Source organism: Paraburkholderia solisilvae (genome assembly GCF_902859875.1).
Taxonomy (GTDB): Bacteria; Pseudomonadota; Gammaproteobacteria; order Burkholderiales; family Burkholderiaceae; genus Paraburkholderia; species Paraburkholderia solisilvae.
The window spans coordinates 196,801-218,300 of the sequence record NZ_CADIKF010000004.1 but is presented as its reverse complement, the minus strand read 5'-3'; the positions used below and the strand labels follow the sequence as shown (position 1 = coordinate 218,300).

Genomic DNA, 21,500 nt, shown 5'->3' with positions numbered 1-21,500 from the left:
CGATGTTCGGCGAGAAGTTTCGGGATCGGCAAAAGCCGATGGTGCTCGTGCTGGGGCTCGGTGAATCGGGCCTCGCGATGGCGCGCTGGTGCGCGCGGCACGGTTGCCGCCTGCGCATCGCCGACACGCGCGAGGTGCCGCCGAATCTGTCCGCGCTCGAAGCGCATCAGGTCGACGCGGATTTCGTCGGCGGCCCGTTCTCGCCGGTGCTGCTCGAAGGCGTCGAGCTGGTCGCGATCAGCCCGGGGCTGTCGCCGCTGGCCGCCGATCTGCTGCCGCTGATCACCGCCGCGCGCGAGCGCGACATTCCGGTGTGGGGCGAGCTCGAATTTTTCGCGCAGGCGTTGCAGACGCTCGGCGAAAGCGGCTACGCGCCGAAGGTGATTGCGATTACCGGCACCAACGGCAAGACCACCACGACGAGCCTCACCGGCCTGCTGTGCGCGCGCGCGGGCAAGAAGGTCGCGGTGGCGGGCAACATCAGCCCGGCCGCGCTCGACAAACTGAGCGAAGCGATCGACAACACCGCGTTGCCGGAGATCTGGGTGCTCGAACTGTCGAGCTTCCAGCTGGAAACCGCGCATACGTTTTCGCCCGATGCGGCGGTCGTGCTGAACATCACGCAGGACCATCTCGACTGGCACGGCGGGCTCGACGCGTACGCGGCCGCCAAAGGCCGCATCTTCGGTGCGCACACGGTGCGCGTGCTGAACCGCGACGACGCGCGCGTGATGGCGCTCGCGCCGGCCGCGGACAGCGCCGCGCGCATGGTGACGTTCGGCGTGAACGAGCCGACCCGCAACGGCGACTTCGGCTTGCTGCGCGATAACGGCATGCTGTGGCTGGTGGTTGCCGAAGACCACGACGCAGCCGACGAACCGACCACTACGCGTCGCCGCAAGAGCGAAGCCACGACGCCGCCGAATATCGCATTGAAGCGCCTGATGCCCGCCGACGCGCTACGCATCCGCGGTCTGCACAACGCTGCGAATGCGCTCGCCGCATTCGCGCTCGCGCGCGCGATCGGCCTGCCGGGCGCGCCGCTCCTGCACGGCTTGCGCGAATACCGCGGCGAGCCGCATCGCGTCGAACTGATCGCGTCGCTCGACGGCGTCGATTACGTCGACGACAGCAAGGGCACCAATGTGGGGGCGACGGTCGCGGCGCTCGACGGTCTCGCGCAGCGCATCGTGCTGATCGCCGGCGGCGACGGCAAGGGCCAGGATTTCGAGCCGCTCGCCGCGCCGGTCACGCGCTGGTGCCGCGCAGTGATGCTGATCGGCCGCGACGCGCCGCGCATCCGCGCCGCGCTCGCGGACACCGGCATCGCGCTCGCCGATCACGCGACGCTCGAGGAAGCGACGCGCGCCGCGGCTGCACTCGCGCAGCCGGGCGACGCGGTGTTGCTGTCGCCGGCGTGTGCGAGCTTCGACATGTTTAACGGCTATGCGCACCGTGCGGCGGTATTCCGCGGCACGGTCGAAGAGCTGGCCGCCGAACGGGGGACGATGATATGAGCTGGTCGGAACGCTTCGGATCACGCCTCACCGGCCAGCGCGGCTCGGTCGCCGGCGCATCGGTATCGTCGCCGGGTGCGGGCCGCGGCAGCGGCGGCGGCCTCGCGAGCGCCGTCAACGGCGTGCGGCCGCTGCGCTCGCGGATGCTCGACTACGACCATTCGCTGCTGTGGGTCGTCGTCGCGCTGCTCGGGCTCGGCATCGTAATGGTGTATTCGGCGTCGATCGCGATGCCGGATTCGCCGAAATACGCGTCGTATCGCGACTACGCGTTCCTCGTGCGGCAAATTCTCTTCGTTGTGCTCGGCGCGGTGACCGGTATCGTCACGTTCCGTATTCCGATCTCGACGTGGGACAAGTACGCGCCGAAGCTCTTCCTGATCGCGCTCGCCGCGCTGGTGATCGTGCTGATCCCGCATATCGGCAAGGGCGTCAACGGCGCGCGCCGCTGGATTCCGCTCGGCATCACGAATATGCAGCCGTCGGAAATCATGAAGCTCGCGGTGACGATTTACGCGGCGAACTACACGGTGCGCAAGCAGGAATACATGCACAGCTTCGCGAAGGGCTTTTTGCCGATGGGCTTCGCGGTCGGCGTGGTCGGCATGCTGCTGCTGCTCGAGCCGGACATGGGCGCGTTTATGGTGATCGCCGCGATCGCGATGGGCGTGCTGTTCCTCGGCGGCGTGAACGGCAAGATTTTCGGCGGCCTCGTGGCGACCGCGGTGGGCACCTTCACGCTGCTGGTGTGGGCGTCGCCGTGGCGCCGCGAGCGGATTTTCGCGTACCTCGACCCGTGGGACGACCGTTACGCGCAGGGCAAGGCGTATCAGCTGACGCATTCGCTGATCGCGTTCGGCCGCGGCGAGTGGTTCGGCGTCGGCCTCGGCGGCAGCGTCGAAAAGCTCAACTATCTGCCGGAAGCGCATACCGACTTCATTCTCGCGGTGATCGGCGAGGAACTCGGTTTCGTCGGCGTGCTGGTCGTGATCCTGCTGTTCTACTGGATCGTGCGGCGCGCGTTCGAGATCGGCCGCCAGGCGCTCGCGCTCGACCGCACGTTCGCCGGCCTCGTCGCGAAGGGCATCGGCATCTGGTTCGGTGCGCAGACCTTTATCAATATGGGCGTGAACCTCGGTCTGCTGCCGACCAAGGGCCTGACGCTGCCGCTCGTCAGTTACGGCGGCTCCGGCATTCTGCTGAACTGCATCGCGGTCGCGGTGCTGATGCGCGTCGACTATGAAAACCGGGTGCTGATGCGCGGAGGGAAGGTATGACGCGTCTTGCGACCGATCCGCGCACGCTGATGGTGATGGCCGGCGGCACCGGGGGACACGTGTTCCCGGGGCTCGCGGTCGCGCACCTGATGCAGGCGTGGGGCTGGCGCGTCGTGTGGCTCGGCAATCCGGCGGGGATGGAAGCGACGCTCGTGCCGAAGCACGGCATTCCGATGGAGTACGTGCGCTTCGGCGGCCTGCGCGGCAAAGGCGTCAAAACGAAACTGATGCTGCCGGTGAATCTGCTGCGCGCGTGTTCGCAAAGTCTTGCGGTGCTGCGTCGCGTGAAGCCGGACGTCGTGCTCGGCATGGGCGGCTACATCACGTTCCCGGCGGGCGTGATGACGTGGCTGTCGGGCCGCTCGCTCGTGCTGCACGAACAGAATTCGGTCGCGGGCCTCGCGAACAAGGTGCTCGCGAAACTCGCGAAACGTGTGCTCGTCGCGTTTCCGAATGCGCTGCCGCATGCGCAATGGACGGGCAATCCGATTCGTGAGGAACTTGCGCGCGTGCCGGCACCCGAAGCACGGTATGCATCACGAAGCGGTCCGTTGAATGTGCTCGTGGTCGGCGGCAGTCTCGGCGCCGCCGCGTTGAATGAAGTGGTGCCGAACGCGCTCGCGCGACTCGCTGACGGCGCCCGTCCGCGCATCGTGCATCAGGCGGGCGCAAAGCATATCGAAGCATTGCGCGCGAACTACGAAGCCGCGGGCATCGCAACCGGAGCCGACGTGCAGCTGGTGCCGTTTATCGACGACATGACAAGTGCTTACGCGAACGCGGATCTCGTGATCTGCCGTGCGGGCGCGATGACGGTCGCGGAGATCGCGGCGGTCGGTGTCGCCGCGTTCTTCGTGCCGTTTCCGTACGCAGTCGACGATCACCAGACCACCAACGCGGCGTTTCTCGCCGAACACGGCGCGGCGCGCGTCGTGCAGCAGCGCGACCTGTCGGCGGAACAGCTTGCCGACTGGCTGCGCGGCCAGACACGCGAAACACTGCTCGAAATGGCGAAGCGTTCACGGTCGCTCGCCAAGCCCGACGCGACCGAACAGGTTGCGCAGATCTGCGCAACCGTAGCGGGCGCCGCGCAAGGTGCGGCGGTCCCGGAAGGAAGTCAGCAATGAAACATATCGTCAAACATATTCACTTCGTCGGGATCGGCGGCGCCGGCATGAGCGGCATTGCGGAAGTGCTCGTCAATCTCGGCTATCAGGTAAGCGGCTCGGATCTCACGCGCAATGCGGTGACCGAGCGCCTCGCCGCGCTCGGCGCGCGCATCGCGATCGGGCATGACCCGGAAAACATCGATGGCGCGAATGCGGTCGTCGTGTCGACGGCGGTGCGCAGCGACAACCCCGAAGTGCTCGCGGCGCGCCACCGGCGCATCCCGATCGTGCCGCGCGCGGTGATGCTCGCGGAACTGATGCGCCTGAAGCAGGGCATCGCGATTGCCGGTACGCACGGCAAGACCACCACGACCTCGCTGGTGGCGAGCGTGCTGGCCGCGGGCGGGCTCGATCCGACCTTCGTGATCGGCGGGCGGCTGATCAGCGCGGGCGCGAATGCGCGTCTGGGCACGGGCGACTTTATCGTCGCCGAAGCGGACGAATCGGACGCATCGTTCCTGAACCTGTTTCCGGTGATCGAAGTAATCACGAACATCGACGCCGATCACATGGACACCTACGGGCACGACTTCGCGCGGCTCAAGCAGGCATTCATCGAATTCACGCACCGGCTGCCGTTCTACGGGATCGCGGTGCTGTGCGTCGACGATCCGAACGTGAAAGAGATTCTGCCGTTCGTGTCGAAGCCGATCATCCGTTACGGTTTTGCGTCCGATGCGCAGGTGCGCGCGGTGAATGTCATCGCGCGCGAAGGCCAGATGCATTTCACCGCGATGCGCGAAGACGCCGCGCCGCTCGACATCGTGCTGAATCTGCCCGGCACGCACAACGTGCAGAACGCGCTCGCGGCGATCGCGATCGCGACTGAACTCGAAGTGAAAGATGCCGATATTCAGCGGGCGCTCGCGGAATTCAATGGCGTCGGCCGGCGTTTTCAACGGTATGGCGAGGTGCCGGTCGCGGACGGCGGCGCGTACACGCTGGTCGACGATTATGGTCATCACCCGGTCGAAATGGCCGCGACGATCGCGGCGGCGCGCGGCGCGTTTCCGGACAAGCGGCTCGTGCTCGCGTTCCAGCCGCATCGCTTCACGCGCACGCGCGATTGCTTCGAAGACTTCGTGAAGGTGCTGTCCACGGTCGACGCGCTGGTGCTGACCGAAGTGTATGCGGCCGGCGAAGCGCCGATCGTCGCGGCGGATGGGCGTTCGCTCACGCGCGCGATTCGCGTCGCGGGAAAAATCGAACCGGTGTTCGTCGAAACGGTCGATGAAGTGCCGGAAGCGCTGGCCGCCGTCGTGCGCGCGGGCGATGTGGTGATCACGATGGGGGCGGGATCGATCGGCGGTGTGCCGGGTCGACTCGCCGCAGCAAACGAAGGTGTCAAATGAGCAGGGTGAATCCTCAGGATTTCGGCAAGGTTGCGGTGCTGCTCGGCGGTGAATCCGCCGAGCGCGAAGTGTCGCTGAATTCCGGCCGTCTCGTGCTGCAAGGGCTGCGCGAGGCGGGAATCGATGCGCATCCGTTCGATCCGTCCGAGCGGCCGCTCGCCGCGTTGAAGGAAGAAGGCTTCGTGCGCGCATTCAACGCGCTGCACGGCGGTTATGGCGAAAACGGCCAGATTCAGGGCGCGCTCGATTTCTACGGCATCCGCTATACGGGTAGCGGCGTGCTCGGTTCGGCGCTCGGGCTCGACAAGTTCCGCACGAAGCTCGTGTGGCAGCAACTCGGTGTGCCGACGCCGCCGTTCGAAACGGTGCTGCGCGGTGACGACTATGCGGCGCGCGCCGCGGAGATTGTCGCGAAGCTCGGCTTGCCGCTTTTCGTGAAGCCGGCAAGCGAAGGTTCGAGCGTCGCGGTGATCAAGGTGAAGACGGCGGACACGCTGGTCGCGGCACTCGAAGAAGCGGTGAAGTACGACCGGATCGTGGTGGTCGAAAAGAGCATCGAGGGCGGCGGCGAACACACCGCGTGCGTGTGCGGCGATCTCGACCTGCCGATCATCCGCATCGTGCCGGCCGGCGAGTTCTACGACTACCACGCGAAGTACATCGCCGACGATACGCAGTACCTGATTCCGTGCGGGCTCGCCCCGGCCGAAGAGCAGCGCCTGAAGGCGCTGTCGCGTCGCGCGTTCGACGTGCTCGGCTGCACCGACTGGGGCCGCGCGGACTTCATGATGGACGCCGAGGGCAAGCCGTACTTCCTCGAAGTGAATACCGCGCCGGGCATGACCGATCACTCGCTGCCGCCGAAAGCCGCGCGCGCGGTCGGCATCAGCTATTCGGAGCTGGTCGTGAAAATTTTGTCGATGACCTTGAAGGACTGAACGGATCGCCATGTGGAACAACGTTCGTCAGCTGAACTTCGCCGCCAACGCGTTGCACGCGTTGCTGGCGCTCGTGCTGCTGGCGGCTGGCGCGTACTGGTTGATCCAGCGCCCGAACTTCGCGCTGCGCGAGATCCGTATCGACGGCGACACCGAGCACATCAATTCGCCGACGGTGCGCGCGACGGTCGTCGGACGGCTGAAGGGCAACTTCTTCACCGTCGACCTGGATGCCGCGCGGCAGTCGTTCGAGCAGATGCCGTGGGTGCGTCATGCGAGCGTGCGGCGCGTGTGGCCGAACGCGCTCGCGGTGACACTCGAAGAGTTCAAGCCGCTCGGCACGTGGGGCAGCGACCAGCTGGTGAGCGTCGACGGCGAACTGTTTACCGCGAACCAGGGCGAACTGGACGAAGAGTTGCCGGCGTTCGATGGACCGGATGGATCAGCGAAGGAAGTGGTCGCGCGTTATCGCGATTTCGAGAAGTGGTTTGCACCCCTTGGCGCGACGCCGGACGAAGTGACGCTGTCGCAGCGCTATGCGTGGACCGTGAAGCTGTCGAACGGCACGCAGGTCGAACTGGGCCGCGAACGCAATCAGGACACGCTGTTCGACCGTTGCAAGCGTTTGACCGCCGCGTGGTCGGCGGTCACGCAACGCTGGGGGAAGGATATCGAGTATGCGGACTTGCGTTATCCGAACGGTTTTGCGATTCGAGCAGCTGGCATGCGCTTCATTACGGAACCCGACAAGGGCAAGAAGTAACAGGACATCACTCGCAATGAGCACCCTATGAGTAAAGACTATAAAGACCTGCTAGTGGCCCTCGACATCGGGACGGCGAAAGTCGTGGCAATTGTCGCCGAGCTGAAAGGCGAGGGTCACTACGAAGTGATCGGCCTCGGCCAGAGCGAGTCGAAGGGGCTCAAGAAAGGCGTGGTGGTGAATATCGAAGCCACCGTGCAGTCGATCCAGCGCGCGCTCGAAGAAGCGGAGCTGATGGCCGACTGCAAGATCACGAATGTGTTCACCGGGATCGCCGGCAGCCATATCCGCAGCTTCAACTCGAGCGGGATGGTCGCGATCAAGGAGAAGGAAGTCACGCAGACGGATGTCGCGCGCGTGATCGAAACCGCGAAGGCGATCAACATCCCGACCGATCAGCAGGTGCTGCATATCCTCACGCAGGAATTCATCATCGACGGCCAGGAAGATGTGCGCGAGCCGATCGGCATGAGCGGCATCCGGCTCGAAGTGAAGGTGCATATCGTGACCGGCGCGGTGAGCGCGGCGCAGAACATCGTGAAGTGCGTGCGCCGCTGCGGGCTCGAAGTGAACGATCTGATCCTGCAGCCGCTCGCCTCGTCGCTCGCGGTGCTGACCGACGACGAAAAGGAACTGGGCGTGGTGCTGGTCGACATCGGCGGCGGCACGACCGATATTGCGATTTTCAGCGAAGGCGCGATCCGGCACACCGCGGTCATTCCGATCGCCGGCGATCAGGTGACGAGCGACATCGCGATGGCGCTGCGCACGCCGACGCCGGACGCGGAAGACATCAAGGTCGGCTACGGCATCGCGAAGCAGGCGCTCGCCGATCCGGACGAAATGATCGAGGTGCCGGGTCTTGGCGAGCGCGGTCCGCGCACGCTGTCGCGCCAGGCGCTCGCGGCGGTGATCGAGCCGCGCGTCGAAGAACTGTTTTCGCTCGTGCAGCAGGTGGTGCGCGAGTCGGGTTACGAGGAACTGCTGAGCTCCGGCGTGGTGCTGACCGGCGGCGCATCGATGATGCCCGGCATGGTCGAGCTCGGTGAGGACATCTTCCTGAAGCCGGTGCGCATCGGTGTGCCCGAATACGCGGGCGGCCTCGCGGACGTGGTGCGCAATCCGCGCTATTCGACCGCGATGGGCCTGCTCGTCGAAGGGCGCTCGCAGCGCATGCGCGGGCGCAAGGTCGCGGTGCAGTCCGGCTCGATGGGACAGGTGTTCACGCGGATGAAGGACTGGTTCCTCGGCAACTTTTGACGAATCTGAAATCGCGCCGGTGCCGGCGGCCGGCGCGCGACAGGAGGTTGCCCGATCTCCTGCCGGATAACGGCCGATTAAGACTTTTTTCTTGACGGAGGCAATATGGAATTCCAGATGCTGGAAACGGAAACCAACGGCACCATCATCAAGGTGGTGGGCGTAGGGGGTGCGGGCGGCAATGCCGTGCAGCACATGATCAACCGCGGCGTGCAGGGCGTCGACTTCATCGTGATGAACACGGATGCGCAGGCGCTGTCGCGCTCGCGTGCGACGGCCGTGATTCAGCTCGGCAGGACCGGTCTGGGTGCGGGCGCCAAGCCGGAAATGGGCCGCGCGGCAGCCGAAGAAGCACGTGAGCGAATCGCCGACGCACTGCTCGGCGCGCATATGGTGTTCATCACCGCGGGCATGGGTGGCGGCACCGGTACCGGCGCGGCGCCGGTCGTCGCGCAGATCGCGAAGGAGATGGGAATTCTGACGGTCGGCGTGGTCAGCAAGCCGTTCGAGTTCGAAGGCGGCAAGCGCATGCGCGTCGCCGAAGCAGGTTCGCAGCAACTGGAGGATCACGTCGACTCGCTGATCGTCGTTCTGAACGACAAGCTGTTCGAGGTGATGGGCGATGACGCCGAGATGGACAAGTGCTTCCAGTGCGCTGACGATGTGCTCAACAACGCGGTCGCCGGCATTGCGGAAATCATCAACGTCGACGGTCTCGTGAACGTCGACTTCGAAGACGTGAAGACGGTGATGGGCGAGCAGGGCAAAGCGATGATGGGCACGGCGACGGTTGCCGGCGTCGATCGCGCGCGCCTTGCGGCCGAACAAGCGGTCGCGAGCCCGCTGCTCGAAGGCGTCGATCTGTCGGGTGCGCGCGGCGTGCTCGTCAACATCACGTCGAGCCGCTCGCTGCGTCTGTCGGAAACCCGCGAAGTGATGAACACCATCAAGAGCTACGCGGCTGACGACGCGACGGTGATTTTCGGCGCCGTGTACGATGACGCGATGGGCGACGCGCTGCGCGTGACCGTCGTCGCGACGGGTCTCGGCCGGACTGCGAAGAAGCAGCAGTCGGCGCCGATGACGCTGTTGCGCACCGGTACCGACAATGCGCCGGTCAACCACGGCGTGCAGCACGGCTACGCGACGCAACCGGCACAGGCGGCGGATTACGGTTCGCTGGATACGCCGGCCGTGTGGCGCACGTCGCGCGATACCGCAGCTTCGCACGTGCAGGCGCTGCAGGAAAAGGGCGTCGACACGTACGACATTCCGGCTTTCCTGCGCAAGCAGGCTGACTGACGCGCGAGGAGCGGGCTTCCGGGGCGGCGCAAGCGCTGTTGCGCCAGTTCGGATGGCACGCGCGTGACCGGTGGAATGGCCGACAGACCGCGTCTCGCAAGACGCGCGGCAAGCACAGTTGCCCGCTTCGGATAATCGAAGCGGATGGACTGCCGTCGCCGGATGAAACGTCGCTTTCCATACGTTTACGTGCGGGCAGGCTCCCGCATCATCGAGTGAAGGAACGAGCAATGATCAAAACTGGTGAAAAACTGCCCGACGCAACCGTCTTCGAAATGATCGACGAGGAACGCGCGGGTTGCACGATCGGACCGAACAGCTTTAGCGTGAGCCTCGAAACGGCGGGTAAGCGCGTGGTGATCTTCGGATTGCCCGGGGCCTACACGCCGACCTGTTCGGCCAAGCACGTGCCGGGTTACGTCGAAGCGGCGGACAAGCTGCGCGCCGCGGGCGTCGACGAAGTCTGGTGCGTGTCCGTCAACGACGCGTTCGTGATGGGCGCGTGGGGACGCGATCAGCACACCTCGGGCAAGGTGCGCATGATGGCGGACGGGAGTGCGGTTTTCACGAAGGCGCTCGGTCTGGATCAGGACATGTCGGCGCGTGGCATGGGCATTCGCTCGCAGCGCTACGCGATGGTGGTCGACGACGGCGTGGTCAAGACGCTGCACGTCGAGGCGCCCGGCAAGTTCGAAGTGAGCGATGCGCAGAGCATTCTCGCGACGTTGAAATAGTTGCAACGCGTGCGGTGCGGCGTTGTTGTGTTGCGGCAACGTCGATCGTGACGCCTTTGTGACAGGCCGTAACGTGGTCAACCCTTGGGCCGATGTCCGGAAACGCCTCCATTTCGGGCGTCGGCCCCGCTCTCATTTGTCTGCCGATTGCGAAATCCGGCAGCGTTCGTGGCTCGCGTAATGCTGCGAAACAGATTTGATACGACCAGACGGCCGCGCCTGGGGGGCGGATGGAGTATACTTTGCCCTATGGCATAAAAAGTCCCGATTGCCAATTTCAATCGCGGCGCTGACGCAGCGCTGGATTTGCGAGGCGGGTCGGGATGCTGAATGGAACAGAAGACCATCATGTTGAAGCAGCGCACTATCAAAACGATCGTGAAGACGGTCGGCATCGGTTTGCACTCGGGACGCAAGGTCGATCTGACGCTTCGTCCTGCGGCGCCGGACACCGGCATTGTGTTTTCGCGCGTGGATCTGCCCACGCCGGTGGATATTCCCGCGTCCGCAATGGCGATCGGCGATACGCGGCTCGCCTCGGTGCTGCAGAAGGACGGCGCACGCGTGTCGACGGTCGAGCATCTGATGTCCGCGTGCGCGGGCCTCGGCATCGACAATCTGTACGTCGACGTCACCGCTGAAGAAATTCCGATCATGGACGGCAGCGCCGCGTCGTTCGTGTTTCTGATCCAATCGGCCGGTATCGAGCAACAGAACGCGGCGAAGAAGTTCATCAAGGTGAAGAAGCCGGTCGAGATTCGCGACGGCGACAAATTTGCGCGCCTCGATCCGTATTTCGGCTTCAAGCTGAAGTTCACCATCGACTTCCGTCATCCGGCGGTCGATAAGACCGGCCAGGCGCTGGAAGTGGATTTCGCGAACACGTCGTATGTGCGTGAAATCGCGCGTGCGCGCACCTTCGGTTTCGCGCATGAAGTGGAAACGATGCGCGAACTGGGCCTCGCGCGCGGCGGCAGCATGGACAATGCGATCGTGCTCGACGAATACCGCATCCTGAACAACGACGGGCTGCGCTACGACGACGAGTTCGTGAAGCACAAGATGCTCGACGCGATCGGCGACCTGTATGTGATCGGCCATCCGCTGCTCGCGTCGTACGACGCGTACAAATCGGGGCACGGTCTGAACAATGCGCTGCTGCGCGAGCTGCTCGCGCATGAAGATGCATACGAAATCGTCACCTTCGACGATCCGCAGAAGGCGCCGCGTGGGTTTGCATACGATACGCAGACGGCGTTTGCGTAAGCCCGGGCACGGGCGTTGGCCGCTGCGCCGTTGCGCATAGCGGCGGATGCAGAAGAACAAAAGCGACCCGGCCGGGTCGCTTTTTCTTTTGGGGCGCGCCGCGTGCAGTGCGGCGCCGCGCTACTTGCGATGCCGCGCGGCCATGCGCGCGAGCGCCGCCTGCAGCGGAGACGGCGCCATCGACTCGCTCAGCTCATGAAGCGCCTGCGCGCCCGCGCGTGTCATGCGGGCCTGCTTGACTGGCGGCGGCGCGTCCAGCGGCTTCGGCCGCACACGTATCTTCAACGATTCGATCGCCCAGCCGCGCTGCTGCAAATCGGCCAGCAGGCGCGGTTCCAGATGCCGCAACCTGGCGGCGAGCGCATTATGCGCGGCGAAGATCGACAGCACGCCGTCCTTGATAAAGCCGGGCTCGGCGCTCGTCGCCAGATAGTCGGGCAGCAGTTCGGTCAGATCGCGCTGAAGCGCGGCGATCTGCTCGACGCCCGCGCGCAGCGCGGAAAACGCATCGGTGCGGGCGAGCACGTCGGCGAGCCGTTGCGGGCGGCGCGCCTCGAATGAGGGCGAGAACGGCCGCGCGGTCGATCTGGAAAACGGCGGCCTGGTGTTCGACGAAGAGCGGCTCATGTTTGACAGGAATGGCGCTGCGCGCGGGCGCGTACAGGTGGCCCGATTGTACCGTGCATGCGGTGCGCGATTCGCGGGTAATCAATCGTGTGCCAAATCGCGCCGGTGATCGGCACGGATGGGCGCGTGGCCCAAAAACGCGGCCCAAAACGCGGCTGCGCCCGCACCAACCAGCCACCTCGACCGGCCGCATCGCGGCGCGAGCACGCGTGGCGCATAAACGGCGAGCGCCGGAACGGCATCGGCGAACGCCGTCAGCTATCTGACGCATGACACAGGCGCGCCGTAGGGCGCGTGCTAAAATCCCCGATTCGAATTCATTCCTTGACAAGCCGCCGAGGCACTTCCGACACCGGGTAAGCGAGGGCACGATGCCCGGCCGCGCTTTTCCGCTTTCCCTGCCGAAGCCGCGACGCAGAGACTCCGATCCGATGATCACCGGTTTTCTACAAAAGATTTTTGGCAGTCGCAACCAGCGGCTCGTCAAGCAATATCAAAAGACCGTCGTGTCGATCAATGCGCTCGAGCCGCAGATCGAGCAATTGACGGACGATCAACTGCGCGCGAAAACCGGCGAGTTCCGTCAGCGCGTCGCCGGCGGCGAGTCGCTCGACAAGCTGTTGCCGGAGGCGTTTGCGGTCTGCCGCGAGGCGAGCCGTCGCGTGCTGAAGATGCGCCACTTCGACGTGCAGTTGATCGGCGGCATGGTGCTGCATTACGGCAAGATCGCGGAAATGCGCACCGGCGAGGGCAAGACGCTCGTCGCGACGCTCGCCGCGTATCTGAATGCGCTGTCCGGCCGCGGCGTGCACGTCGTGACCGTGAACGACTACCTCGCGCAGCGCGACGCCGAATGGATGGGGCGCCTTTACAACTTTCTCGGGCTGTCGGTCGGCGTGAACCTGTCGCAGATGGATCACGGCCTGAAGCAGGAAGCGTACGCCGCGGACATCACGTACGGCACCAATAACGAGTTCGGCTTCGACTACCTGCGCGACAACATGGTCTACGAGACCGAGGCGCGCGTGCAACGGGCGCTGAACTTCGCGATCGTCGACGAAGTGGACTCGATCCTGATCGACGAGGCGCGCACGCCGCTCATCATCTCGGGCCAGGCGGAAGATCACACCGAGCTTTACGTGCGCATGAATGCGCTGCCGCCGCTGCTCGAGCGGCAGATCGGCGAAGAGAAGGCCGACGGCACCGGCGTCGAGAAGCCGGGCGACTACACGCTCGACGAGAAAGCGCGCCAGGTGTTCCTCACCGAGTCCGGCCACGAGAAGGCCGAGCGGCTGCTCGCCGAATGGGGGCTGATCGGCGACGGCGAAAGCCTCTATGCGCCGCAGAACATCACGCTGATGCACCACGTGTACGCGGCGCTGCGTGCACACACGCTGTTCCATCGCGATCAGCACTACGTGGTGCAAAACGGCGAAGTGATCATCGTCGATGAGTTCACCGGGCGTCTGATGGCCGGCCGCCGCTGGTCCGACGGCCTGCATCAGGCGGTCGAGGCGAAGGAACATGTGAAGATCCAGAGCGAGAACCAGACGCTCGCGTCGATCACGTTCCAGAACTACTTCCGCATGTACGGCAAGCTGTCCGGCATGACCGGCACGGCCGATACCGAAGCGTACGAATTCAACGAGATCTACGGCCTCGAAACGGTCGTGATTCCGACCAACCGGCCGCCGAAGCGGATCGACCGGCAGGATCAGATCTACAAGACCGCGCGCGAGCGCTACGATGCGCTCGCCCGCGACATCCGCGAATGCTACGAGCGCGGCCAGCCGGTGCTGGTCGGCACCACGTCGATCGAAAACTCCGAGCTGCTGTCGCATCTGCTGACCAAGGCCGGTCTGCCTCACGAAGTGCTGAACGCGAAGCAGCATGCACGCGAAGCGGCGATCGTCGCGGAAGCGGGGCGGCCGCAGCGCATCACGATCGCGACCAATATGGCAGGCCGCGGCACCGACATCGTGCTCGGCGGCAATGCGGAGAAACAGGCCGCGTTTATCGACGCGGACGAGTCGATTCCCGCCGACGAAAAGCAGCGCCGCATCGCGCAGCTGCACGACGAATGGCAGGCGCTGCACGATCAGGTGAAGGCGGCGGGCGGCTTGCACATCGTCGGCACCGAGCGTCACGAGTCGCGCCGGATCGACAATCAGCTGCGCGGCCGTGCGGGCCGTCAGGGCGACCCGGGTTCGTCGCGTTTCTATCTGTCGCTGGAAGACCCGCTGCTGCGTATTTTCGCGGGCGACCGCGTGCGCGCGATCATGGACCGGCTGAAAATGCCCGAAGGCGAGGCGATCGAGGCCGGCATCGTCACGCGTTCGATCGAATCCGCGCAACGCAAGGTCGAGGCGCGCAACTTCGATATCCGCAAGCAGCTGCTCGAATATGACGACGTCGCGAACGATCAGCGCAAGGTGATTTACCAGCAGCGCAACGAGTTGCTCGAAGCGCACGACATCACCGAAACGATCGGCGCGATGCGCCATGGCGTGATGAGCGATATCGTGCGTCAGTTCGTGCCGGCCGGCAGCATCGAAGAGCAGTGGGACGTGCCTGAGCTCGAAGAAGTGCTGCGCAACGAATGGCAGCTCGATCTCGCGATTCAGGAGATGATCAACGAGTCGAAGTCGATCGACGCGGACGAGATTCTCGAAGCCGTTACCGCGGCGGCGGATGAGGCGTATGAAGGGAAAGTCGAGCAGGTCGGCCGCGAATCGTTCAGCGCGTTCGAGCGCTCGATCATGCTGCAGACGCTCGATCGCAGCTGGCGTGAACATCTCGCCGCGCTCGATCACCTGCGCCAGGGCATTCATCTGCGCGGCTATGCGCAGAAGAACCCGAAGCAGGAATACAAGCGCGAAGCGTTCGAACTGTTCGCCGCGATGCTCGATGCGGTGAAGCTCGAAGTCACGCGGATCGTGATGAACGTGCAGATCCAGTCGCCGGAGCAGCTCGAACAGGCGGCCGAGCAGTACGAAGAGCAGGGCAGCCATCTGGAGAACGTCGAGTTCCGTCACGCGGACTACTCGGATTCGGGCGCGGCGACCGCGGTCGCCGCGGCGCCGGTCGCAGCCGATGCGGCCGCGACGATGATCGGCGATGCGATGAGCCATGCGCCGCGCGGCGCCGGTGCGGCCGCTGTGGCGCCGGGCGCGAGCGACGGCATCCCGAAGGTCGGCCGCAACGACCCGTGCCCGTGCGGTAGCGGCAAGAAGTACAAGCAGTGCCACGGCAAGATTGCCTGATGCCATAGGCGGCTCGACGGCGGCGTGCTGATGCGCGCCGGCCGCGCGGTTGCAGAGCTGCCTTCGCGTGCACCTGGTGGTCCGCGTAATGCGTTAAATTGCAGGTGATTTCGCGGCGGTCCGTCACGTTGCCGGAGCGCCAGTTACGATTCCCCCATGCCGGCGCTCGCCGGCATTTTTCAGCTTGGACAGGTCGCCACCATGGCTGTCAATTTCCCCTCGATCGAACCCGCTCAACTTCATCCGGTACCGGGCGTGACGCTCGGCTGGGCCGAAGCGAATATCCGCAAGCCGAATCGCAAGGACGTACTCGTGATTTCCGTCGACGAAGGCGCGACGGTCGCGGGCGTGTTCACGTCGAACCGCTTTTGCGCGGCGCCGGTCACCGTGTGTCGCGAGCATCTCGAGCGCGCACGTCATGATGGTGCGGCTGGCAAGGGCATCCGCGCGCTGGTGATCAACACGGGCAATGCGAACGCCGGCACTGGCGAGCCGGGCCTCGCGCACGCGCGTGAAACCTGCACGGCGCTCGCGCGGCTCGCGGGTATCGAACCCGCGCAGGTGCTGCCGTTTTCGACCGGCGTGATTCTCGAGCCGCTGCCGGTCGACCGGCTCACCGCGGGTTTGCCCGCAGCGCTTGCGAACCGCGCGGCCGCGCACTGGTATGACGCGGCACAGGCGATCATGACCACCGACACGCTGCCGAAAGCCGCGTCGCGCCAGGTCAGGATTGACGGCCACACGGTGACGCTGACCGGCATCAGCAAGGGCGCCGGCATGATCAAGCCGAACATGGCGACCATGCTCGGCTTTCTCGCGTTCGACGCGAAGGTGGCGCAGCCGGTGCTGGACGCGCTCGTCAAACATGTCGCGGACCGCTCGTTCAACTGCATCACGATCGACGGCGATACGTCGACCAACGATTCGTTCATCCTGATCGCTTCGGGCAAGTCGAGCCTGCCGGCCATCACGTCGACCGACTCGGCGGCCTACGCGGCGCTGCGCGACGCGGTCACCGAGGTCGCGCAGACGCTCGCGCAACTGATCGTGCGCGACGGCGAGGGCGCAACGAAGTTCATGACGGTGCAGGTCGAGGGCGGCACGAGCGTCGCCGAGTGCCGGCAGATCGCGTATGCGATCGGCCACTCGCCGCTCGTGAAGACCGCGTTCTACGCGTCCGATCCGAATCTCGGCCGCATTCTCGCGGCAATCGGCTACGCGGGCGTGGATGACCTCGACGTCGGCAAGATCGATCTGTATCTGGATGACGTGCTCGTCGCGAAGGCAGGCGGCCGCAATCCGGCGTATCGTGAGGAAGACGGCCAGCGCGTGATGAAAAAGAGCGAGATCGCGATTCGCGTGCTGCTAGGCCGCGGTAACGCGCAAGCCACGATCTGGACCTGCGACCTGTCGCACGAATACGTCAGCATCAACGCCGATTACCGTTCGTGACCGCAGCCGCGCCCGCCTTGCCGCACGCTGTTATTCCGATCCGCCTCTCACGTTAGCCATGGACAAACTCGAACTGTTGTTGACCCGCGCCGAAGCGGTGCTGGGCCGTCTCGAAGCAATGCTGCCTCCGGCCGCACCCGATGTCGACTGGGGCGCCGCCGTCGCGTTTCGCTGGCGCAAGCGCCAGGGGCGCGGCTTTCTGCAGCCAGTCGCGGCGATTTCGTCGATCTCGTTCGACGATCTGCAGAACATCGATCGTCAAAAAGAACTGATCGAGCAGAACACGCGTCAGTTCGTGCAGAAGCAGCCGGCCAACAACGTGCTGCTGACCGGCGCGCGCGGCACCGGCAAGTCGTCGCTGATCAAGGCCTGCCTGAATGCGCATGCGAAGGACGGCTTGCGGCTGATCGAAGTCGACAAGGACGATCTGCACGATCTCGGCGATATCGTCGATCTGATCTCGATGCGGCCGGAGCGCTTTATCGTGTTTTGCGACGATCTGTCGTTCGAGGACGGCGAATCCGGCTATAAGGCGCTGAAGGTTGCGCTCGACGGGTCGGTGGCTGCGCAGTCCGACAACGTGCTGATCTACGCGACGTCCAACCGCCGCCATCTGCTGCCGGAGTACATGAGCGACAACGAGACGTACAAGCACACCTCCGACGGTGAGATTCATCCGGGCGAAGTGGTCGAGGAGAAGATCTCGCTGTCCGAGCGCTTCGGGCTGTGGGTCAGCTTCTACCCGTTCAAGCAGGACGATTACCTGACGATCGTCGCGCACTGGCTGCGCCACTTTGGCTGTGACGACGCCGGTGTCGAGGCCGCACGCGGCGACGCGCTCGTGTGGGCGCTCGAACGCGGCTCGCGTTCCGGACGGGTGGCGTGGCAGTTTGCGCGTGACTGGTCGGGCCGCCGGGCGCAAGCATGAGCGGCGCGGCCGATAACGCGGTCGAGGCCGCCGCGCGGCCGGTCACCGAGGTCGCGGTCGGCGTGCTGGTGCAGCCGGATGGGCGCTATCTGCTGGCGCAGCGGCCCGCGGGCAAGCCGTATGAAGGCTACTGGGAGTTTCCCGGCGGCAAGCTCGAGCCTGGCGAGACCGTCGAGGCGGCACTCGCGCGCGAACTGCACGAGGAGCTCGGCATCGACGTGATGGCGTGCCACCGCTGGCATACGCTCGAACACGACTATCCGCACGCGTACGTGCGGCTTTATTTCTGCAAGGTGACCGCGTGGACCGGTGAGCCGCACGGGCGCGAAGGCCAGGCGCTCGTCTGGCAGGCGCTGCCTGCGGACGTCACGCCGTTGCTTCCCGCGACGATCCCCGTACTGGAGTGGCTCGCCGCTGAGTGAGCGCGGGCTTTCGCTTGGACCAGCGTCAGTGTTGCGGATGATCGCCGGGCGAGTCGTCGCTCGGCGGCTCGTCACCGCTGCTACCGATCCGGTATTTCTCGGCGGCCCAGGCGCCGAGGTCGTTCTGTTTGCACCGTTCGGAGCAGAACGGGCGAAAGCGGCTTTCAGGGGTCCAGCGGACGTCCTTGCCGCAGCTCGGGCATTTGACGACGGTGATCATTCTGTCTATGGCAGTGTGTCGATCGAAACGTAACGAGCGTCCAATCTGGGGACGCTCGCGTCAGAATAAAGCGCATCGTAGCGCGTCTGCGTGTTTTCGTTGCAGATGCGCGTCGCGTTCTTGCGTCGCGTGTGGGCTTTTTCGCGCGTTTTCAGGATTGGCGCCGGCCTGTTCGCGGCTGTGCGCCGGTCAGGTGTGCGGCTTGCGCGCGGCTGCTACCGGGCGTCTTGCTACCGGGCGCTTTGCCGTTGGCGCGCTATTAGCTCGCTAAGATCGTGCGGACAGCGGCGGCGTCGATCAGCGTCAGGCGGCGCGACCAGCGTGTGTTACAGGCTGCACAACGTCAGCTGGAACGGCACATCGACATCGACTGCACGCGGGCGCAGATCGCCATCCTGCACCGTGAAGCGGACCCACAACATGTACTTGTTGGCGCTCGCTTCCGGAATCACGCGCAATTCGGGCGCGATACGCACCTGCATCAACTGGTAGGTGCGGCCCGACAGCATCTGCTGATAGCTGCCCTGCATGGCCATCACCTTCGACGCCTGGCCCGACTCGCGCGCAAGCCGCAGCACGATCGCGGCCGCATCGCGCAACGACAGCAGCGGCATCACCCACTTGGCGATATCCTGGCGCCGCTGATCCGGATGGGTCTGCTGCCATGCGTAGTACGACGGAAGATCGAACTTGCAGGTGCCGCCCGGAATGATTGCGCGGCTGCGAATGCTGGACAGCCATTCGTTGTCGGTCAGATGCTGGCCCGTTTTGCCCTGCATCTGGGCGAGGCCGCTCAAGGTCTGCTCGATTTCTCCGAGCACGGCTTCGAGCGCGTTCTGCTCGATGCCCGGATTGCCGCGGAACGGTGCGAGCGTTTGACGCTGCCGCTCGAGTTCCTTCATCAGGTCAGACTTCAGATCCGCGCGACCGGCGACTTCCGCAATCTCGAACAGCGTGGTGAGCGCGACATGATGTTCCCTCGGATCTTCCTGAGTCAAAAAGAACGTAAAGCGCTCGAACAGGTCTTCGAGGCGCAAAAGCGTTCTGATTCGCTCGTTGAAGGGATACTCGTAAAGAATCAAGCGGGCTCGCCTCGCGCGTGGTCGGTGACGGAATTGCAGGACATTCTAATGCCGTGACTCTACCCTAGCAATCAAACACTGGTTCCGTCCAGTTCGCATTTTTTTCGCTTTGGTTACTGCAAGATCGCTGCGCGCTGCCCGCTTTTTGCGCAATCGGGATGCCCGCGCGCCAGGTGCATGCACGGCACAGCGAGACCCGGTGCCGCATCCGGCCGTGTACGTGCTCGCCCGCCCGGGCTTTTCCGCTGACCTGTCGTGGCCTTTCGTACGGTCCTGTCTCATGCCCGTTTTGTTCCCGTCCTGTTCTGTTACCGACCCGCGGACGATGTATACAAATGGTGCAATTCGTCGATGCGTGCATCGAATACATCGCGCGGCAGGTCGTCGTTGACGATCACGTCGTCGGCGGCGGCAATCCGCGCTTCGCGCGTGGCCTGCCGGGCGATGATCGCGAGCACCTGTTCGCGCGTGAAGCCGTTGCGTTGTATCACCCGGGCGATCTGCGTTTCGACGCTGCAATCGACGACGAGGACGCGATTCACGCGCGTCTTCCAGGCGCCCGATTCGACCAGCAGCGGCACCACGATGATCACGTATGGGCCGTGCGCCTGTTGCCACTCGCGCTCGGTCTCCGTGCGGATCAACGGGTGCGTGATCGCCTCGAGGCGATGCCGCGCGGTTTCGTCGCTAAAGACAAGCGCTCGCATGCGCGGGCGATCGAGCGAGCCGTCGGGCGCGACGAACGATGCGCCAAACGCGCGCGCGATAGCGGGCATCGCGAGGCCGTGCGGCGCCGTGATGCGATGTGCGATCGCATCTGTGTCGACGATCGGCACGCCGCGCGCCGCGAAGCGCTCGGCGACGAACGACTTGCCGCTGCCGATGCCGCCGGTCAATCCCACTGCAAACATGCGTCAGCCTCCGAGCGCCATATAGAGCGGCGTACCGGCGAACAGCGTGAGCGCGCCGCCTGCCGCGAGAAACGGGCCGAACGGCAGCGGTTCTTCAAAGCGCATGCGGCCGCGCCAGGTGGCGACGAGGCCGACCACCGCACCGGCCACCGCGGCGATCAGAATGATCTGCGGCAGCGCCTCCCAGCCTAGCCATGCGCCAAGCGCGGCGAGCAGCTTGAAGTCGCCGTAGCCCATTCCTTCGACGCCGCGCACGAGCTTGAACACCCAGTGTACGCACCATAGCGCGAGATAGCCGGCGATTGCACCCAGCACCGCGTCATACAGGCTCACGTACAGACCGCCGAAGTTGAGGATCAGGCCGGCCCACAACAGAGGCAGCGTCAGCGAGTCGGGCAGCAGATGCGTGTCGATGTCGATCGCGCTCATCGCGAGCAGCGCCGCGCACAGCCCGAACGACGCGAGCGCCATGCCGCTCGGTCCGAATAGCATCAGCGACGCGACTGCGCAGACGGCGCTTGCGATTTCAATCAGCGGATAGCGCAGGCTCACGCGCGCGTTGCATTGCGAGCATCGGCCGCGCAGCATCAGGTAGCTCAAGACCGGCAGGTTCTCCCATGCACGCAGCACGTGGCCGCAATGCGGGCATGCGCTGCGCGGGACCCACAGGTTGTAGCGCGGCGGCAGGCCGTCGTCTTCGAAATGCTGACCGGTCGCATCGCTGACTTCGCTGCGCCATGCGCGTTCGAGCATGATCGGCAGCCGGTGCACGAGCACATTCAGAAAGCTGCCGATCACCAGTCCGAGCGCCACCGCGAACACGATCTGCACGGTGAGCGGCAGCATGCCGAACGCCGCGCCGATGCTTGCCGCGACGTCGTCGAGATAGGCGAACGCCGACGCGAAAGGCGGCGCCGGCGACCACCCCGAAGGCGACGATGGCGGCATGTTGTAGAGGTGGTCTGACACGGTTGTGAAGGCAGCCGGCATGGTAAATGTTTCGATTCGGGTGCGATG

Annotated in this window: 19 protein-coding genes; 14 read left to right on the top strand and 5 right to left on the bottom strand. The window is 64.9% G+C overall.

The annotated features are described in order from the left end of the window. Nucleotides 1-2 precede the first annotated feature (2 nt). From murD to lpxC, 10 genes are all read left to right on the top strand, one after another. A complete protein-coding gene (murD, locus tag HV675_RS04770) occupies nucleotides 3-1,517 on the top strand; it encodes a UDP-N-acetylmuramoyl-L-alanine--D-glutamate ligase (protein ID WP_175109632.1) in 1,515 nt (504 codons plus the stop codon). Next, nucleotides 1,514-2,794 carry a putative lipid II flippase FtsW gene (ftsW, locus tag HV675_RS04765; RefSeq protein WP_175109631.1) on the top strand — a complete coding sequence of 427 codons (1,281 nt, stop codon included), beginning with the start codon at nucleotides 1,514-1,516 and terminating at the stop codon, nucleotides 2,792-2,794. The genes murD and ftsW overlap by 4 nt, the downstream gene beginning before the upstream one ends. Continuing rightward, nucleotides 2,791-3,921: an undecaprenyldiphospho-muramoylpentapeptide beta-N-acetylglucosaminyltransferase gene (murG, locus tag HV675_RS04760; protein WP_175109630.1), complete on the top strand. Its 1,131-nt coding sequence runs from the start codon at nucleotides 2,791-2,793 to the stop codon at nucleotides 3,919-3,921. The genes ftsW and murG overlap by 4 nt, the downstream gene beginning before the upstream one ends. Continuing rightward, complete coding sequence (gene murC / locus HV675_RS04755; RefSeq protein WP_175109628.1) at nucleotides 3,918-5,315, top strand: UDP-N-acetylmuramate--L-alanine ligase; 1,398 nt, start codon at nucleotides 3,918-3,920, stop codon at nucleotides 5,313-5,315. The genes murG and murC overlap by 4 nt, the downstream gene beginning before the upstream one ends. Next, entirely contained in the window at nucleotides 5,312-6,253 is a 942-nt protein-coding gene (locus HV675_RS04750; RefSeq protein ID WP_175109627.1) for a D-alanine--D-alanine ligase, read from the top strand. Before murC ends, HV675_RS04750 begins: the two co-directional genes overlap by 4 nt. A 10-nt stretch (nucleotides 6,254-6,263) precedes the next feature. Next, nucleotides 6,264-7,016, top strand: coding sequence for a cell division protein FtsQ/DivIB (locus tag HV675_RS04745; RefSeq protein ID WP_175109625.1), 753 nt, complete (start codon nucleotides 6,264-6,266; stop codon nucleotides 7,014-7,016). 27 nt (nucleotides 7,017-7,043) lie between these two features. After that, nucleotides 7,044-8,276, top strand: a complete 1,233-nt coding sequence (gene ftsA, locus HV675_RS04740) for a cell division protein FtsA (RefSeq protein WP_075158229.1) — start codon at nucleotides 7,044-7,046, stop codon at nucleotides 8,274-8,276. Between the two features lie 105 nt (nucleotides 8,277-8,381). Next, nucleotides 8,382-9,578: a cell division protein FtsZ gene (gene ftsZ / locus HV675_RS04735; protein WP_175109623.1), complete on the top strand. Its 1,197-nt coding sequence runs from the start codon at nucleotides 8,382-8,384 to the stop codon at nucleotides 9,576-9,578. Between the two features lie 230 nt (nucleotides 9,579-9,808). Next, on the top strand, nucleotides 9,809-10,312 hold the full coding sequence (locus tag HV675_RS04730) for a peroxiredoxin (protein ID WP_175109621.1): 504 nt from the start codon (nucleotides 9,809-9,811) through the stop codon (nucleotides 10,310-10,312). 348 nt (nucleotides 10,313-10,660) lie between these two features. Next, nucleotides 10,661-11,578, top strand: coding sequence for a UDP-3-O-acyl-N-acetylglucosamine deacetylase (gene lpxC / locus HV675_RS04725; protein WP_175109650.1), 918 nt, complete (start codon nucleotides 10,661-10,663; stop codon nucleotides 11,576-11,578). A 120-nt stretch (nucleotides 11,579-11,698) separates the two neighbouring features. On the opposite strand, the gene HV675_RS04720 is transcribed toward lpxC, so the two are convergent. After that, on the bottom strand, nucleotides 11,699-12,205 hold the full coding sequence (locus tag HV675_RS04720; protein ID WP_175109619.1) for a DciA family protein: 507 nt from the start codon (nucleotides 12,203-12,205) through the stop codon (nucleotides 11,699-11,701). Nucleotides 12,206-12,636: 431 nt separating this feature from the next. On the opposite strand from HV675_RS04720, the gene secA reads away from it, so the two are divergent. The 4 genes from secA (at nucleotide 12,637) to HV675_RS04700 (ending at nucleotide 18,270) form a co-directional block, all read left to right on the top strand. After that, a complete protein-coding gene (gene secA, locus HV675_RS04715; protein WP_175109649.1) occupies nucleotides 12,637-15,468 on the top strand; it encodes a preprotein translocase subunit SecA in 2,832 nt (943 codons plus the stop codon). A gap of 201 nt (nucleotides 15,469-15,669) precedes the next feature. Next, nucleotides 15,670-16,920, top strand: a complete 1,251-nt coding sequence (gene argJ, locus HV675_RS04710; protein WP_175109617.1) for a bifunctional glutamate N-acetyltransferase/amino-acid acetyltransferase ArgJ — start codon at nucleotides 15,670-15,672, stop codon at nucleotides 16,918-16,920. Nucleotides 16,921-16,978: 58 nt separating this feature from the next. After that, nucleotides 16,979-17,848 (top strand): ATP-binding protein, encoded by an 870-nt coding sequence (locus HV675_RS04705; protein ID WP_175109615.1) that lies wholly within the window; start codon nucleotides 16,979-16,981, stop codon nucleotides 17,846-17,848. Continuing rightward, nucleotides 17,845-18,270, top strand: a complete 426-nt coding sequence (locus HV675_RS04700) for an NUDIX domain-containing protein (RefSeq protein ID WP_175109614.1) — start codon at nucleotides 17,845-17,847, stop codon at nucleotides 18,268-18,270. Before HV675_RS04705 ends, HV675_RS04700 begins: the two co-directional genes overlap by 4 nt. A gap of 25 nt (nucleotides 18,271-18,295) precedes the next feature. Here the strand turns inward: HV675_RS04700 and HV675_RS04695 are convergent, their stop codons facing one another. The 4 genes from HV675_RS04695 to HV675_RS04680 all read right to left on the bottom strand — a co-directional run bounded on the left by HV675_RS04695 (nucleotide 18,296) and on the right by HV675_RS04680 (nucleotide 21,473). Further along, nucleotides 18,296-18,490 carry a DNA gyrase inhibitor YacG gene (locus tag HV675_RS04695; protein ID WP_175109612.1) on the bottom strand — a complete coding sequence of 65 codons (195 nt, stop codon included), beginning with the start codon at nucleotides 18,488-18,490 and terminating at the stop codon, nucleotides 18,296-18,298. Between the two features lie 326 nt (nucleotides 18,491-18,816). After that, complete coding sequence (gene zapD / locus HV675_RS04690; protein WP_175109610.1) at nucleotides 18,817-19,572, bottom strand: cell division protein ZapD; 756 nt, start codon at nucleotides 19,570-19,572, stop codon at nucleotides 18,817-18,819. A gap of 308 nt (nucleotides 19,573-19,880) precedes the next feature. Beyond that, nucleotides 19,881-20,483: a dephospho-CoA kinase gene (gene coaE, locus HV675_RS04685; RefSeq protein WP_175109608.1), complete on the bottom strand. Its 603-nt coding sequence runs from the start codon at nucleotides 20,481-20,483 to the stop codon at nucleotides 19,881-19,883. A gap of 3 nt (nucleotides 20,484-20,486) precedes the next feature. Further along, the gene (locus tag HV675_RS04680) at nucleotides 20,487-21,473 is read right to left on the bottom strand and encodes a prepilin peptidase (RefSeq protein ID WP_377700554.1); all 987 of its coding nucleotides are present in this window, start codon (nucleotides 21,471-21,473) and stop codon (nucleotides 20,487-20,489) included. Nucleotides 21,474-21,500 lie beyond the last annotated feature (27 nt).